This is a genomic window from Pantoea sp. UBA5035, assembly GCF_002415245.1.
Classification (GTDB): domain Bacteria; phylum Pseudomonadota; class Gammaproteobacteria; order Enterobacterales; family Enterobacteriaceae; genus Pantoea; species Pantoea septica.
In genome coordinates, this window is record NZ_DICD01000018.1 from 19,529 (window position 1) to 33,625 (window position 14,097).

Annotated in this window: 15 protein-coding genes; 2 read left to right on the forward strand and 13 right to left on the reverse strand. The window is 59.7% G+C overall.

Annotated elements, in window-relative coordinates; genetic code table 11:
- Nucleotides 1–176: 176 nt before the first annotated feature.
- Nucleotides 177–455: a DUF2756 domain-containing protein gene (locus B3229_RS14115; protein WP_048784714.1), complete on the forward strand. Its 279-nt coding sequence runs from the start codon at nt 177–179 to the stop codon at nt 453–455.
- On the opposite strand, the gene ugpQ is transcribed toward B3229_RS14115, so the two are convergent.
- The 10 genes from ugpQ to B3229_RS14165 all read right to left on the reverse strand — a co-directional run bounded on the left by ugpQ (nt 452) and on the right by B3229_RS14165 (nt 10,520).
- Nucleotides 452–1,195 carry a glycerophosphodiester phosphodiesterase gene (gene ugpQ, locus B3229_RS14120; RefSeq protein WP_286871666.1) on the reverse strand — a complete coding sequence of 248 codons (744 nt, stop codon included), beginning with the start codon at nt 1,193–1,195 and terminating at the stop codon, nt 452–454. The two genes, B3229_RS14115 and ugpQ, sit on opposite strands and share 4 nt — an antisense overlap.
- Complete coding sequence (locus B3229_RS14125; protein WP_286871704.1) at nt 1,192–2,265, reverse strand: sn-glycerol-3-phosphate import ATP-binding protein UgpC; 1,074 nt, start codon at nt 2,263–2,265, stop codon at nt 1,192–1,194. Before B3229_RS14125 ends, ugpQ begins: the two co-directional genes overlap by 4 nt.
- Before the next feature lie 2 nt (nt 2,266–2,267).
- Nucleotides 2,268–3,113 (reverse strand): sn-glycerol-3-phosphate ABC transporter permease UgpE, encoded by an 846-nt coding sequence (gene ugpE, locus B3229_RS14130; RefSeq protein ID WP_048784718.1) that lies wholly within the window; start codon nt 3,111–3,113, stop codon nt 2,268–2,270.
- Nucleotides 3,110–3,997, reverse strand: coding sequence for a sn-glycerol-3-phosphate ABC transporter permease UgpA (ugpA, locus tag B3229_RS14135; RefSeq protein ID WP_033753203.1), 888 nt, complete (start codon nt 3,995–3,997; stop codon nt 3,110–3,112). Before ugpA ends, ugpE begins: the two co-directional genes overlap by 4 nt.
- Nucleotides 3,998–4,059: 62 nt before the next feature.
- Complete coding sequence (ugpB, locus tag B3229_RS14140; protein ID WP_286871709.1) at nt 4,060–5,376, reverse strand: sn-glycerol-3-phosphate ABC transporter substrate-binding protein UgpB; 1,317 nt, start codon at nt 5,374–5,376, stop codon at nt 4,060–4,062.
- 274 nt (nt 5,377–5,650) lie between these two features.
- Complete coding sequence (gene livF, locus B3229_RS14145) at nt 5,651–6,364, reverse strand: high-affinity branched-chain amino acid ABC transporter ATP-binding protein LivF (RefSeq protein WP_033753206.1); 714 nt, start codon at nt 6,362–6,364, stop codon at nt 5,651–5,653.
- Nucleotide 6,365: 1 nt separating this feature from the next.
- Nucleotides 6,366–7,133, reverse strand: a complete 768-nt coding sequence (gene livG, locus B3229_RS14150; RefSeq protein WP_033753208.1) for a high-affinity branched-chain amino acid ABC transporter ATP-binding protein LivG — start codon at nt 7,131–7,133, stop codon at nt 6,366–6,368.
- Entirely contained in the window at nt 7,130–8,398 is a 1,269-nt protein-coding gene (locus B3229_RS14155) for a high-affinity branched-chain amino acid ABC transporter permease LivM (RefSeq protein WP_286871714.1), read from the reverse strand. Before B3229_RS14155 ends, livG begins: the two co-directional genes overlap by 4 nt.
- Nucleotides 8,395–9,321: a high-affinity branched-chain amino acid ABC transporter permease LivH gene (gene livH / locus B3229_RS14160; RefSeq protein WP_033753535.1), complete on the reverse strand. Its 927-nt coding sequence runs from the start codon at nt 9,319–9,321 to the stop codon at nt 8,395–8,397. The genes B3229_RS14155 and livH overlap by 4 nt, the downstream gene beginning before the upstream one ends.
- A 71-nt stretch (nt 9,322–9,392) precedes the next feature.
- Complete coding sequence (locus tag B3229_RS14165; RefSeq protein WP_048784722.1) at nt 9,393–10,520, reverse strand: branched-chain amino acid ABC transporter substrate-binding protein; 1,128 nt, start codon at nt 10,518–10,520, stop codon at nt 9,393–9,395.
- A gap of 400 nt (nt 10,521–10,920) precedes the next feature.
- Here B3229_RS14165 and panM point away from each other — a divergent pair, with 400 nt between their 5' ends.
- Nucleotides 10,921–11,307, forward strand: a complete 387-nt coding sequence (gene panM / locus B3229_RS14170; protein ID WP_048784724.1) for an aspartate 1-decarboxylase autocleavage activator PanM — start codon at nt 10,921–10,923, stop codon at nt 11,305–11,307.
- 46 nt (nt 11,308–11,353) lie between these two features.
- Here the strand turns inward: panM and rpoH are convergent, their stop codons facing one another.
- The 3 genes from rpoH to ftsE form a co-directional block, all read right to left on the reverse strand.
- Nucleotides 11,354–12,211 (reverse strand): RNA polymerase sigma factor RpoH, encoded by an 858-nt coding sequence (gene rpoH, locus B3229_RS14175; protein ID WP_033792649.1) that lies wholly within the window; start codon nt 12,209–12,211, stop codon nt 11,354–11,356.
- A gap of 243 nt (nt 12,212–12,454) precedes the next feature.
- Nucleotides 12,455–13,438 (reverse strand): permease-like cell division protein FtsX, encoded by a 984-nt coding sequence (gene ftsX, locus B3229_RS14180; RefSeq protein ID WP_286871721.1) that lies wholly within the window; start codon nt 13,436–13,438, stop codon nt 12,455–12,457.
- Nucleotides 13,428–14,096: a cell division ATP-binding protein FtsE gene (gene ftsE / locus B3229_RS14185; RefSeq protein ID WP_033753218.1), complete on the reverse strand. Its 669-nt coding sequence runs from the start codon at nt 14,094–14,096 to the stop codon at nt 13,428–13,430. Before ftsE ends, ftsX begins: the two co-directional genes overlap by 11 nt.
- Nucleotide 14,097 lies beyond the last annotated feature (1 nt).

Here is a 14,097-nt window from a genome sequence, read left to right on the forward strand (position 1 = left end):
TTTCAGTTGTTTACATTTGTTATCACGCAGGCAAGTGTTTACAAATACAGCAAAAAAATAACATCTAAGTCAAATTCGGTGCGTTCCTGGGGGAGAAGTTTGTGAGGTTGCTAAACTTATAGCTGCGGCCACGGCGCATCACACGCCGGTGAGGCCGCGTTGACGGAGGAAGTCACATGAAAAAATGGTTAATCGCCTTTGCCGCGCTGCTGCCGCTTAGCGGCATGGCTAATATGCTGAACAACACTAATCAACCTAATCAGCCGGGCTACAATCCAAGCCAGCAGCGTATGCAGACGCAGATGCAAATCCAGCAGCAGCAGCAGCAGGGCAAACTGCAGCAGGATCAGCAGCAGCAGACGCAGCAGATACAGCGCAAACTGCAGGAACAGCGCAGCAGCGCCCAGCAGCGCGTTATCAACACGCAGCCGGGACAGCAGCAGAATCGTAATTAACGGAAGTCGGGGCCGATGATGTCGATGCGATCGGTGCAGATGGCGTCGACGCCCCATTTCAGCAGGGTACGCGCTCGATCCGGGTCGTTCACCGTGTAGACCAGAATATGCAGGCCGGCGGCCTTCAACGCCGCGACGCGCCCGGCGTCGAGCAGTTTATGATTAAGGTGAATCGAGACGCACGCCAGCGCGGCGGTTTTGCTTTGCCACGCCTCATCCCATTCATCAAGCAGCAGGCCGCGCGGCAAATCCGGTTCTGCCTGCATCGCCGATTCCAGCGCCACGTAAGAGAACGACGACAGCAGCGGCGCAGTCATGCCCTGCCACAGCGTTTTCGCCGCATGGGCGATGGCGCGGCCGGTTTCCGCCTCGCTACCGGTAGTGGGTTTAATTTCGATATTCGCCATCATGCCGTAGCGGCGACAGCGCGCCGCCACGTCGGGAAGCAGCGCCAGCGGTTCGCCGTCGAACGCCTTGCCGAACCAGCCGCCCGCGTCGAGCTGCGCCAGTTTATCCCACGGCAGCTCCCCCGCTACGCCCCAGCCGTTGCTGGTGCGATCCAGCGTGTCGTCGTGCAGCAGAAAAATCTGCTTATCCTGCGACAGCTTCGCGTCGAACTCGATCATGGTATGGCCCCACTCCGCGCCGACGTCGATCGCCGCCAGGGTATTTTCCGGGGCCAGTTTGCCGCCGCCGCGATGGGCGACGATATGAGGATAGGGCCAGCTGTATGTGCTCATTCCAGACGCTTCCCGGTAGTTGAATCGAAATAGTGTAACGCATCCGACGGCAGATGCAGCCACAGCGTGCTGCCCGCCTGCGGGCGTTCGCTGTGCGGCAGACGCACCACCAGCGGCGTCTCGCCGATGCGTCCGTGCGCCAGGTTGTCTGCGCCGAGCAGCTCCAGCGTCTCAACGCGCAGCGGAATGCCCTCGCGATCGCGCGGGCTGATCCGCACATGTTCGGGACGGATGCCGAGCGTCACGGCGCGATTCGCCCATTTCGCCTTGATGTCGCCGAGCGGCAGAGAGTATGAGTTGTCGATATTGAAGCGCGTGCCGTCGCTGCCGATCTGGCCGTCAATCAGGTTCATCGCCGGCGCGCCGATAAAGGAGGCGACGAACTGGCTGGCGGGACGCTCGTAAATCTCTACCGGCGTGCCGATCTGCTCGACAAAGCCCTTGTTCAATACCATCACGCGCTGCGCCAGCGTCATCGCTTCGACCTGATCGTGCGTCACGTAAAGGCTGGTGGTTTGCAGGCGACGGTGCAGCTGCTGCAGCTCCAGCCGCATCTGCACGCGCAGCCGCGCGTCCAGGTTGGAGAGCGGCTCGTCGAACAGGAACACCGAGGGCTCGCGCACGATAGCGCGGCCCATCGCCACGCGCTGGCGCTGCCCGCCGGAAAGCTCGCGCGGACGGCGGCTCAGCAGCTGATCCAGCTCCAGGCTGCGTGCTGCCTCCAGCACGCGCAGGCGGATATGTTCTTTGCTCATGCCGCGGATCTTCAGCCCGTAGGCCATATTCTCCTCGACCGTCATATGCGGGTAGAGCGCGTAGTTCTGGAACACCATAGCGATGCCGCGATCTTTCGGCTCCAGCTGAGTGACGCGTCTGTCGTCGATATAGATATCGCCGGAGGTGACGCGCTCCAGCCCGGCCACCATGCGCAGCAGCGTCGATTTGCCGCAGCCGGAGGGACCGACCATCACCATAAATTCGCCGTCGTTGACGGTGACGTTCAGCGGCTGAATGATTTGATTCTTGCCGTCGTAGGACTTGGTTACCGCCTGAAGGGTTACGCCTGCCATGCTTATTTCTCGCTCTCGACCAGGCCACGCACGAACGCGCGCTGCATGACCAGCACCACCACTACCGGTGGGATCAGGGTTAATAACATTGCCGCCATCACTTCGTTCCACTGCGTCGGCGATCCGCTGGTGGAGATCATGCTTTTGATCCCCGCCACCGCGGTGCTGAGCGAGGCGTCATTGACGATCAGCAGCGGCCAGAGATACTGATTCCAGCCGTAGATAAAGGTGATCACGAACAGCGCCGCGAGATTGGTTTTCGACAGCGGCAGCACGATGTCCCAGAAGAAGCGCAGCGCGCTGGCGCCGTCGATGCGCGCCGCCTCGATCAGCTCGTCCGGCAGCGACATAAAGAACTGGCGGAACAGAAAGGTCGCCGTGGCCGATGCCATCAGCGGCAGCGTCAGGCCGCTGTAGCTGTCGAGCATATGGAGATCGGCAATCACCTGCACGGTAGGGAAAATACGCACCTCGACCGGCAGCATCAGCGTAATGAAGATCAGCCAGAAAAAGAGCGTGCGCAGCGGAAAGCGAAACCAGACCAGCGCAAAGGCGGAGAGCATCGACACCGTGATTTTGCCGACGGTAATGCCGAACGCCATAATCAGGCTGTTCAGCAGCATCAGGCTGAACGCCGGGCCGCTGCCGTTAACCCCCTGGGTCCAGATTCGCGAGACGTTCTCCCACAGGTGAGTGCCGGGGATCAGGGTCATCGGCACCTGATAGACCGCCTCGTTATCCAGCGTAGCGGCGACGAAGGCGACGTAGAGCGGAAAAAGGATGGTGAGCACGCCCAGCACCAGCAGCGTGTGGCTGAAGATATCCAGCCCGCGACGGTTTTCAATCATTGGTACTGCACCTTACGCTCAACGAAGCGGAACTGTATAACGGTCAGGCCGATCACCAGCAGCATCAGCACCACCGACTGCGCCGCCGATGAAGAGAGATCCAGCCCGGTAAAACCTTCGCGATAGATTTTGTAGATCAGCGTGGTGGTAGCCTGCACCGGTCCGCCGCCGGTCGCGGCGTCGATTACCGGGAAGGTGTCGAAGAAGGCGTAGATCAGGTTCACCACCAGCAGAAAGAAGCTCACCGGCGTAATCAGCGGCAGCGACAGATTGAAGAAGCGGCGCACCGGCCCGGCGCCGTCAATCGCCGCCGCCTCCACCAGCGATTTCGGGATCGACTGCAGCGCGGCGAAAAAGAAGAGAAAGTTGTAGCTCATCTGCTGCCAGATTGAGGCGACGACAATCAGGAACATCGCCTGGCCGCTGTTCTGGGCATAGTTCCAGCTATAGCCAAGCTGGTTGAGAAAGTGGCTAATCAGGCCAAGGCCGGGATTGAACAGAAACATCCACATCACCGCCGCGACCACCGGCGCCACCGCGTAGGGCAGCAGCAGCAGCGTCTGATAGAGCTTGCGCAGCCGGATAACGTAATCCACCAGCGCCGCCAGCAGCAGCGACAGCACCATGCCGCACACCGTGACCAGCGTGCTGAACACGATGGTGGTCCAGAAAGCCTCGAGATAGTAGCTGTCCTGAAACAGGCGCCTGAAATTGTCCAGGCCGACAAAGGTGCTGGAGATGCCGAACGGATCGAGGTTTTGCAGCGAATACCACAGGGCTTCGCCCGCAGGCCAGAGGAAAAAGATAGCGGTAATCAGCAGCTGCGGCAGCACCAGCAGATAGGGCAACAGACTGGTGCGAAACACCGGACGAGATGAAGACATAGCGTACTCTGTCTGAGAAAGAGAACAGGGCCGGCACGCGCCGGCCCTTTTAACGTCACAGGTTATTTCACCTGCTGTTCAAAGCGGCGCAGCAGTTCGTTGCCGCGTTTCACCGCGCTATCCAGCGCGGCCTGCGGCGACTGCTTGCCGGTCCAGACGCCTTCCAGCTCTTCGTCGACGATGGTGCGGATCTGCGGCATATTGCCCAGACGCATGCCTTTGGTGAACGGCAGCGGATCTTTGTTCAGCATCTGACGCGTCGCGATATCCGCGCCAGGGTTCTTGTCGTAGAAGCCCTGCTGCTTGCTCAGCTCGTAAGCGGCGGTGGTGATCGGCAGGTAGCCGGTCTTCTGGTGCCATTCGGCGGCGATTTCCGGCTGCGCGAGGAACTGCATAAACTCCGCGGCGCCCTTGTAGGTGTTGGCGTCTTTGCCTTTCATCACCCACAGGCTGGCGCCGCCGATAATGGCGTTCTGCGGCGCGTTCGGCACGCCTTCGTCATAGGGCATCATGCCGACGCCGAAATTGAATTTGGCGTAGTGTTTGATATCCGCCAGCGAACCTGAAGAGGCGGTGGTGATACCGCAGTCGCCGTTATAGAACTTGGCGGTGGATTCGTCTTTACGGCCGAAGTAGGTGAAGTCGCCTTTCTTGTTCATCTCCTCCAGCATCTGGATATGGCGCACCTGCACCGGCTTATTGAACTCCAGCACCGCGTCGGTGCCGTCGAAGCCGTTGTTTTTGCTGGCGACCGGCAAGGCGTGCCAGGCGCTGAAGTTTTCGATCTGGATCCAGCCCTGCCAGCCGCTGGCGTAGCCGCAGCTCAGGCCCGCTTTACGCAGCGCGTCGGCGTCCTTCGCCAGCTCCTGCCAGGTTTTCGGCGGCTGGTCGGGGTTCAGGCCCGCTTTTTTAAAGGCGTCTTTGTTGTAGTAGAGCACCGGCGTGGAGCTGTTGAACGGCTGAGAAATCAGATGGCCGCTGGCGTCGCTGTAGTAGCCCGCCACGGTCGGCACGAACTGTTTTTCATCGAAGGGAATGCCCGCGTCCTGGAAGACCTGATGCACCGGCACGATCGCCTTCGAAGCCATCATGGTGGCGGTGCCGACTTCATACACCTGCAAAAGGACCGGCGCTTTGCCGGTACGCACCGCTGCGATGCCTGCCGCGAGGCTCTGTTCGTAGTTACCTTTGTAGGTCGGCACGATTTTATAGTCGGGATGCGCCTGGTTGAAACGTTGCGCCAGAGAGTCGACCTCTTTGCCTAACTCGCCCTCCATTGAGTGCCAGAAAGGAATTTCAGTGGCGGCCAGCGCGTTGCCGCTGATGGCCAGGCCCAGAACCACACTCATCAGTCTACTTTGTGTCTTCAACACGGACATAGAATTTTCCTGTGCAGGTAGGTACGCGCGATATCACGCATTTTTTGTTCGCGAAGTAACATGACACGGGAAAATGACGGATTAATAACAGCGAGATGACAGCCGGATGACGGCCAGATGAAGGGCTTACCTAAAATATTTTATCGCACAACAGCCAAAGGCCGTCGGCGGCGCAGCCAGTTCGGCAACGGCCAGCGCGCAGCATCCGGAGCGTACTAAAGTACGTGAGGAATGCGAGCACTGCCCGCTGCCGAAATGGCAAGTAAGCCAGGCCTTAAGCCCCCAAGTAAGCGCTGCGGACGGCTTCGTTGGAGAGTAAAGCCTCGCCCGTATCTTCCAGCACCACGTGCCCGTTCTCCAGCACATAGCCGCGATCCGCCAGCTTCAGCGCCTGGTTGGCGTTCTGCTCCACCAGGAAGATGGTCATCCCCTCTTTACGCAGCTGCTCGATGGTATCGAAGATCTGCTGGATAATAATCGGCGCCAGCCCCAGGGAAGGCTCGTCCAGCAGCAGCAGACGCGGCTGGCTCATCAGCGCGCGGCCGATCGCCAGCATCTGCTGCTCGCCGCCGGACATGGTGCCCGCGCGCTGGATTTTACGCTCCGCCAGACGCGGAAAGAGCTCATAGACACGCGCGATGCGCGTCTGATACTCCTGACGGCTGGCGAAAAAGCCGCCCATCGCCAGGTTCTCCTCTACCGTCATGCGCGAAAAGACCCGGCGCCCTTCCGGCACGATGGCGATCGCCTCACGCATAATGCGCGCGGTTTGCCAGTCGGTAATGGTTTTGCCGTCGAAGGTAATGCTGCCCTGGGTGGCGCGCGGCTCGCCGCACAGCGTGCCGAGCAGCGTGGTTTTCCCCGCGCCGTTGGCGCCGATCAGCGTGACGATTTCGCCCTGACTGATATGCAGGCTGACGTTATGCAGCGCCTGGATCTTGCCGTAGTGCGCGCTGACGTTGTTAACGGATAACATCGGGTTTGCCATGTTACGCCTCTCCTAAATAGGCTCGGATCACATCCGGATTATTACGCACCTCTTCCGGCGTGCCGTTGGCCAGCGGCGTACCCTGGTTCACTACATAGATACGGTCGGAAATGCCCATTACCAGCTTCATATCGTGTTCAATCAGCAGGACAGAAACCTTATGCTCGCCGCGCAGTTCGGCGATCAGCTCATCCAGCTCGTGCGTCTCTTTCGGATTCAGCCCGGCCGCCGGTTCGTCCAGCATCAGGATCTCCGGGCGCGTCACCATGCAGCGCGCGATCTCCAGACGGCGCTGCTGGCCATAGGCCAGATTGCCCGCCTGGCGGTTGGCAAGATCGAGCAGTCCGATGCGCTCCAGCCAGGTGGCGGCGCGATCCAGCGCCTCGCTCTCGCCGCGACGAAAGGCGGGCGTTTTGAACAGGCCCGAGAAGAGGCCGCTTTTCAGATGCTGATGCTGCGCCACCAGCAGGTTCTCGATTACCGTCATCTCACGGAACAGACGCACGTGCTGAAAAGTGCGCACCACGCCCATGCGGGCGATCTGCTGGCCGGGCAGGCCTTCCAGATGCTGCTCGCGCAGCTTAATGGTGCCGCCGGTCGGCTTGTAGAAGCCGGTCAGGCAGTTGAATACGGTGGTCTTTCCCGCGCCGTTGGGACCGATCAGCGAGACGATCTCCTGCGCGCGCAGCTCCAGCGCCACGTTATTGACCGCCAGCAGGCCGCCGAAGCGCATCATCAGGCCTTCAACGGCTAATAAAGGCTGACTCATGCCTGCTCTCCTTGTTTCTGCTCCAGTTTCAGGTGCGGACGCTTCATCGGCAGCAGCCCCTGCGGACGCCAGATCATCATCAGCACCATCAGGCCGCCCAGCACCAGCATGCTGTATTCGTTCAGGTCGCGCATCAGCTCGCGCGACACCACCAGCAGGATAGCGGCGAGGATTACGGCAAACTGCGAGCCCATGCCGCCCAGCACCACAATCGCCAGCACGAAGGCGGATTCGACAAAGGTAAAGGACTCCGGGCTGACAAAGCCCTGGCGCGCGGCGAACAGCGTGCCGGCGAAGCCAGCGAACGCGGCGCTAATGGTAAAGGCGGTTAGCTTGATGCGCGTCGGGCTCAGGCCGAGCGAGCGACAGGCGATCTCATCTTCGCGCAGCGCTTCCCACGCGCGGCCCAGCGGCATGCGCAGCAGGCGGTTAATCACGAACAGCGTCAGCGCCACCAGCAGTAGCGCCACCAGATAGAGGAAAATCACGCGGTCGCTGGGGTCATATTTCAGGCCGAAGAACTCATGGAAGGTGCTCCAGCCGCCTTCAGAGACTTTGCGACCGAACTCCAGGCCGAACAGCGACGGCTTGGGGATCTGCGCGATTCCGTTGGGACCGCCGGTCAGCGCGGTGTTATTCAGCAGCAGAATGCGCACGATCTCGCCGAAGCCGAGCGTGACGATCGCCAGATAGTCGCCGCGCAGACGCAGCACCGGAAAGCCGAGCAGCAGCCCGAAGAGCGCCGAGACGATGCCCGCCAGCGGCAGACACTCCCAGAAGCCGAGGCCGAAGTAGTGATTCAGCAGCGCGAAGGTGTAGGCGCCGATGGCGTAGAAGCCGCCGTAGCCGAGCACCAGCAGGCCCGAAAGGCCGACCACCACGTTGAGTCCGAGACCGAGCATCACGTAGATCAGCGTCAGCGTGGCGATATCCACCGCGCCGCGCGAAACGAAAAAGGGCCAGGCCACCGCCACGACGATCAGCGCGAGCATAAACAGCTTCTGCTTAGGCGTAGAGCCGTCGATGCCGGGCAGCACCAGCGCCGGACCGGAAATCTTTTTCAGGCCGCGCTGCCAGAACGGGCGCAGCAGCTGAAAGAGAAAGACTACGCCGCAGCCGACGAAAATCCAGTTCCAGCGCACCTCTCCGGCGCTCTGCACCACCAGGCGGGTGCCGTCGAGGCCGAGGCGCATGCCCATAAAGAAGCTGGCCAGCACCAGCAGCATCACGGAGGAGAGTAGCGCGTTGATAAAGGAGGATTTCATACTTTTTCGACCTCCGGGCGACCCAGTATGCCGGTCGGCATCACCAGCAGCACCACGATCAGCAGCGCAAAAGAGACTACATCTTTATATTCGGTGCTGAGATAGGCCGAAGTCAGCGCTTCGGCGATGCCGAGCACCAGGCCGCCAATCATCGCGCCCGGAATGCTGCCGATGCCGCCCAGCACCGCAGCGGTAAAGGCCTTCATGCCGGCCATAAAGCCGATAAAGGGGTTAATCGAGCCGTAGAACTGGCCGAGCAGCACGCCCGCCACCGCCGCCATCGCCGCACCGATCACGAAGGTCAGCGAAATGACGCGGTCGGTATTGATGCCGAGCAGGCTCGCCATTTTCAGATCTTCGGCGCAGGCGCGGCAGGCGCGGCCCATGCGCGAATAGCGGATAAACAGCGTCAGCGCCAGCATCGCCAGAAAGGTCACCAGCCAGATCACGATCTGCATGGTGGAGACGGTAGCGGCGAAGCCGTTGCTCTGGCCCAGCGTCCACTGGCCGGTAATCAGGCTCGGCAGCGCGAGGTCGCGCGAGCCCTGCGTCAGGCTGACGTAGTTTTGCAGGAAGATCGACATGCCGATGGCGGAGATTAGCGCGATCAGGCGCTTCGACGACCGCACCGGCTTATAGGCGACGCGCTCGATGCTCCAGCCGTAGGCGCTGGAGATAAGGATCGCCATCACGAAGCCGGCGGCGATCATCAGCCAGCCGGTGTCGATGCCCATCATCATCAGGGCGGCGATCACGATAAAGGAGACATAGCTGCCGATCATATAGACCTCGCCGTGGGCGAAGTTGATCATGCCGATAATGCCGTAAACCATGGTGTAACCGATGGCGATCAGCGCGTAGGTGCTGCCGAGAGTGACCCCGTTAAGCATCTGCTGTGTGAAATAAAGAAACTGCTCGGACATAGTGAAGACCTGCATGAGAACGGGAAAATCCCCTGCCGACGCGGCAAGGGATTGGTCTGCCGATGGGACGATTACTTAACCGCGGTTGAAGAACCGTCTTTGTGCCATTTAAATACGCCGAACTCGAAGCCTTTCAGATCGCCTTTCTGGTCCCAGCTCAGGTTGCCCATCACTGTCGGGACCGGCTCGCCGCCCTTCAGGTTTTTCGCAATCTCTTCCGGCTCGTCGCTCTTGCTGCGCTCGATGCCGGCCGCCAGCGACTGGATCGCCGCATAGGTGGTCCAGACGAACGGACCGGTCGGATCTTTGCGGTTCTGCGCGCTGTTGGTCTTGATGGCGTCGACGATAGCCTTGTTCTCCGGCAGCTGGTCGTAGCGCTTCGGCAGCGTCACATAGATGCCTTCCGAGGCGTCGCCCGCGATATTGGAGAGCGAGGCGTTGCCCACGCCTTCCGGCCCCATAAAGCCGGCTTTCAGGCCCGCCGCTTTCGCCTGGCGCAGGATCTGGCCCATTTCCGGGTAGTAGCCGCCGTAGTAAACGAAGTCGACGTTCTCTTTCTTCAGGCGCGCGATCAGCGTAGAGAAGTCTTTATCGCCTGCAGTGATACCTTCAAACAGCACCACGTTTCCGCCTTTGGCCTTCAGGGTTTTCTGCACCGACTCCGCCAGGCCCTGACCGTACTGCTGCTTGTCATGCACCACGGCGATACGTTTAGGCTTGATCTGATCGAGGATATAGCTTGCGGCGGTCGGGCCCTGGTCGGAGTCCAGGCCGGTAGTGCGCATAATGGTTTCGTAACCGCGCGCGGTCAGCTCCGGCGCGGTAGCCGCCGGGGTAATCATCAGCACGCCTTCGTCGTTATAGATGTCGGACGCAGGCTGAGTAGAAGAGGAGCAAAGATGGCCGATAACGTACTTGATGCCGTCGTTGACGACCTTGTTCGCCACCGCCACGGCCTGTTTCGGGTCGCAGGCGTCGTCATACTCTACGCCCACCAGCTTGTTGCCGTTTACGCCGCCTTTGGCGTTGATATCCTTAATCGCCTGCGCGGCGCCGGTGAACTGCATATCGCCATACTGCGCGACCGGGCCGGTTACGGCGCCGACGATGGCGATTTTGATGTCGGCAGCCAGGGCGGCGTGGCTCATCGCCAGCGCAACGCAACCCGCCAGTAATGCGCGGCCTTTACTCATTTTCATGCGGACTTCCCCATCTTGTTGTGTCTGTGATTTGTGGTTTGCTGTTGTTACCGGATAAAGCCGAAAAATGATGTTTATGAATGATTTAGCGTGCTTTTCCGGTATTTTTTGGTAATAAGGCTTTATTTTTCAGGTTATTAAACAGGAAGTTTCTTCTGTAAATCAACTGACACATTGGGAAATAGCCGGCTGAAACAGCATAATCATCTGGTTGTTATGCAGGCTCTACTGCCATTTCTCCAGCGCGTTATGCTGGCTTTTGCGCCTCTTATTGTTCTTTATCTCCTCTATCCTGGCATCCAGGCCATCTTTTGACCTGTTTTCAACTTAAAAAAGTGACGGCGCTCTGACTGTCTAAATTCGCTACACTATGCCCTTTCGACTAGTACAGGTGTTTGTTATGAAACTCACTATTCTGCGCCTGACCACGCTGAGCGCGCAGGACCGCATCGACCTTGCGAAAATCTGGCCGGATGAGGATATCGCCGCGCTGGAAACCAGCCTGAACGAAAACGTTCGCCTTTACGCCGCGCGTTTCAATGCGCGGCTGCTGGGAGCGTTAAAGCTGACGATTACGGGGACGCAGGGAGACATTTCGCAGCTGGACGTGCGCGAGGTGACGCGACGTCGCGGCGTAGGGCGTTATCTGGTGGAAGAGACCATCGCGCAGAACGGTTCGGTCTCAAGCTGGTGGGTGGCGGACGACGGCAGCGCGAATCAAGGCGAGCGCGCGGCGTTTATGCAGGCCTGCGGTTTTCGCGCGCAGGCGGACGGCTGGGTTAAATAGCGGGCAAAAAAAAGGGCGACTCGCGTCGCCCGTTTTTGCTGTTCCGTTATGCTTCGATCGCCATGCGGAGTTTTTTCATGGCGTTCTTTTCCAGCTGCCGTACGCGTTCGGCCGATACGCCGTAGCGATCCGCCAGTTCCTGCAGCGTGGTTTTGTTATCTTCGTCCAGCCAGCGGGCGCGGATAATGTGCTGGCTACGCTCGTCGAGGCCCAGCATGGCATCGCTCAGCTTGTCCGCCGCGTGCGATTCCCAGTTATCCTCTTCGATGCCGTCGGCGAAGTCTGAGGTTTTATCCTGCAAATAAAGCACCGGCGCCATCGCTTTGCCTTCGCCGCTCTCGTCGTCGGCGGACATATCGAAGGTCATATCCTGCGCAGCCATACGCGATTCCATTTCACGCACGTCTTTGCTGCTTACGCCCAGTTCACGCGCCACCATCTCGACTTCGTCCTGATTGAACCAGCCCAGACGCTGCTTGGTTTTACGCAGGTTAAAGAACAGCTTGCGCTGCGCTTTCGTGGTAGCGACCTTCACGATACGCCAGTTGCGCAGCACGTATTCATGAATCTCGGCTTTAATCCAGTGCACGGCGAAAGAGACCAGACGCACGCCCACTTCAGGATTAAAGCGACGCACCGCCTTCATCAGGCCGATGTTCCCTTCCTGAATCAGGTCCGCCTGAGGCAGGCCGTAACCGGAGTAATTACGAGCGATATGAACTACAAAGCGCAGGTGAGACAGGATCAGCGTCTTAGCCGCATCCAGATCGCCCTGGTAATGCAGCCGTTCAGCCAGCGCTTTTTCCTCTTCTGCCGACAGCATCGGCCAGACGTTGGCGGCCCGAACGTAAGATTCCAGGTTGCCAAGAGGAGCAATAGCTAAAGTTTGCATTTCTTTGGTCATTCAAACCCTCACAATGGTTATTAAGTTGCTGCGTCTTCCCTTTGAGCAGACGTTACCTTAAGTCAACGCCGGGGAAAATCCGAAAGCAATCTGTGCTACTTAGAGTAGCTAAGTTATCCACAAGTTCAATTATAGCAGTGAATATTTTACACACAGATGACGAGACGGGAAGAGAGGGAGGTTCCTCTGCGCCCGGATCGTCGGCAGCAGAGGAACATTATACCAAAAAAACGTTGTAGGCGGTTACTGGGGCGTAAAACGACGTAAATGTTGCACCGTCGCCAGCCAGGCGGCGATCCAGCCGATGATCGCGGCGATCAGCAGCAGCAGCAGCCCTTCATCCCACGAGAAGCCTTCCAGCGAAAAAGTGGTGCCGAAGACCTGCGCTACCTGCGCCACGACCGACTGCAGACGCAGTACCAGCACCTCAGAGAGGATCAGCGACAGCACCGCGCCGCTTAAGCCGAGCAGCGCGCCGCCGTAGAGGAACGGGCGCAGAATAAAGCCGTCGGTGGCGCCGATCAGCTTCTGCACGTTGATGGTATCGCGCCGCGCGAAGATGCTGAGCCGCACGCTGTTGCCGATCACCAGGAACACCGCGACAATCATCAAAATGCCGATCATCGACGCGACCTGGCCCACCAGCCCGGTCAGCGCCGCCAGACGGGCGAACCAGCTGTCGTCCATACGCACTTCGTCGACGCCCTGCACTTTCGCTACGCTGTCGCGCAGGTTCTGCATGGTGTTGGAATTCTGGAAGTTAAGCTTCGGCGTAATAATCGCCACCGCCGGCAGCGGATTCTGCTCCAGCATATCCATCGCGCCGCCAAAGCCCGACCAGTTGCGGAACTCGTTCAGCGCCTCTTCTCGCGTCAGGTAGTTGACGTTATCCACGCCGTCGACCTGCTTGAGCTGCGCCACTACGTTTTCCGCGGCGGTATCGTCCAGCGTTTTCGACAGATAAACCGTCAGCTGCGGCGCGGGATACCACTGCGTCGCGGCCTGACTGACGTTTTTCCACACCATGTAGCAGACGCTGGGCAGCGTCAGCGAGATGGCGATCACCATGACCGTCAGCAGCGTCGCCAGCGGCTGGCGATACATATCCGACAGGGTGCCGCGCCACGCGTAGCGCCACTGTTCCTGCCAGCCGCCCTTTAGCGCTTTGCTTTTAGACGGCGCTTTCGCTTTTGGCGCAGCGGGGCGCTTGTTGCGTTTATTGACCATCGTGGCCTCCATGCAGGCGTCCCTGATTGAGCGTCATGACGCGGTAGCGTCGGCGCGCGATCAGCCCGCTGTCGTGCGTCGCCATCAGTACGGTGACGCCCACGCGGTTGAACTCTTCGAACAGACGCAGGATATCTTCCGACAGCGCGTCGTCCAGGTTGCCGGTCGGTTCGTCCGCCAGCAGCACGGCTGGCTTGTTCACCACGGCGCGCGCAATGCCGACGCGCTGCTGTTCGCCGCCGGAGAGCTGAATCGGAAAGCTTTTCGCCTTATCGAGCAGACCGACTTTATCCAGCGCCGCCGACACGCGGCGGCGAATATCTTCGCCGCTGGCGCCGGAGATGATCAGCGGGATCGCCACGTTGTCGTAGACCGAACGATCCATCAGCAGGTGGTGATCCTGAAAGATCATGCCGATCTGGCGACGCAGGAACGGCACCTCGCTGTGGCGCAGTCGTGAAATATCGTGACCGCTGAACCAGATATGGCCCGCGCTCGGACGCTCAATGCCACAAATCAGCTTCAGCAGGGTACTCTTACCGGCGCCGGAATGGCCGGTCAGGAACGCCATTTCGCCCGGCCGCAGATGAAAATCTACGCCCTGCAGCGCCTGACGCCCGCCGAGATATGCCTTACTGACCTCTTCAAAGCGAATCATC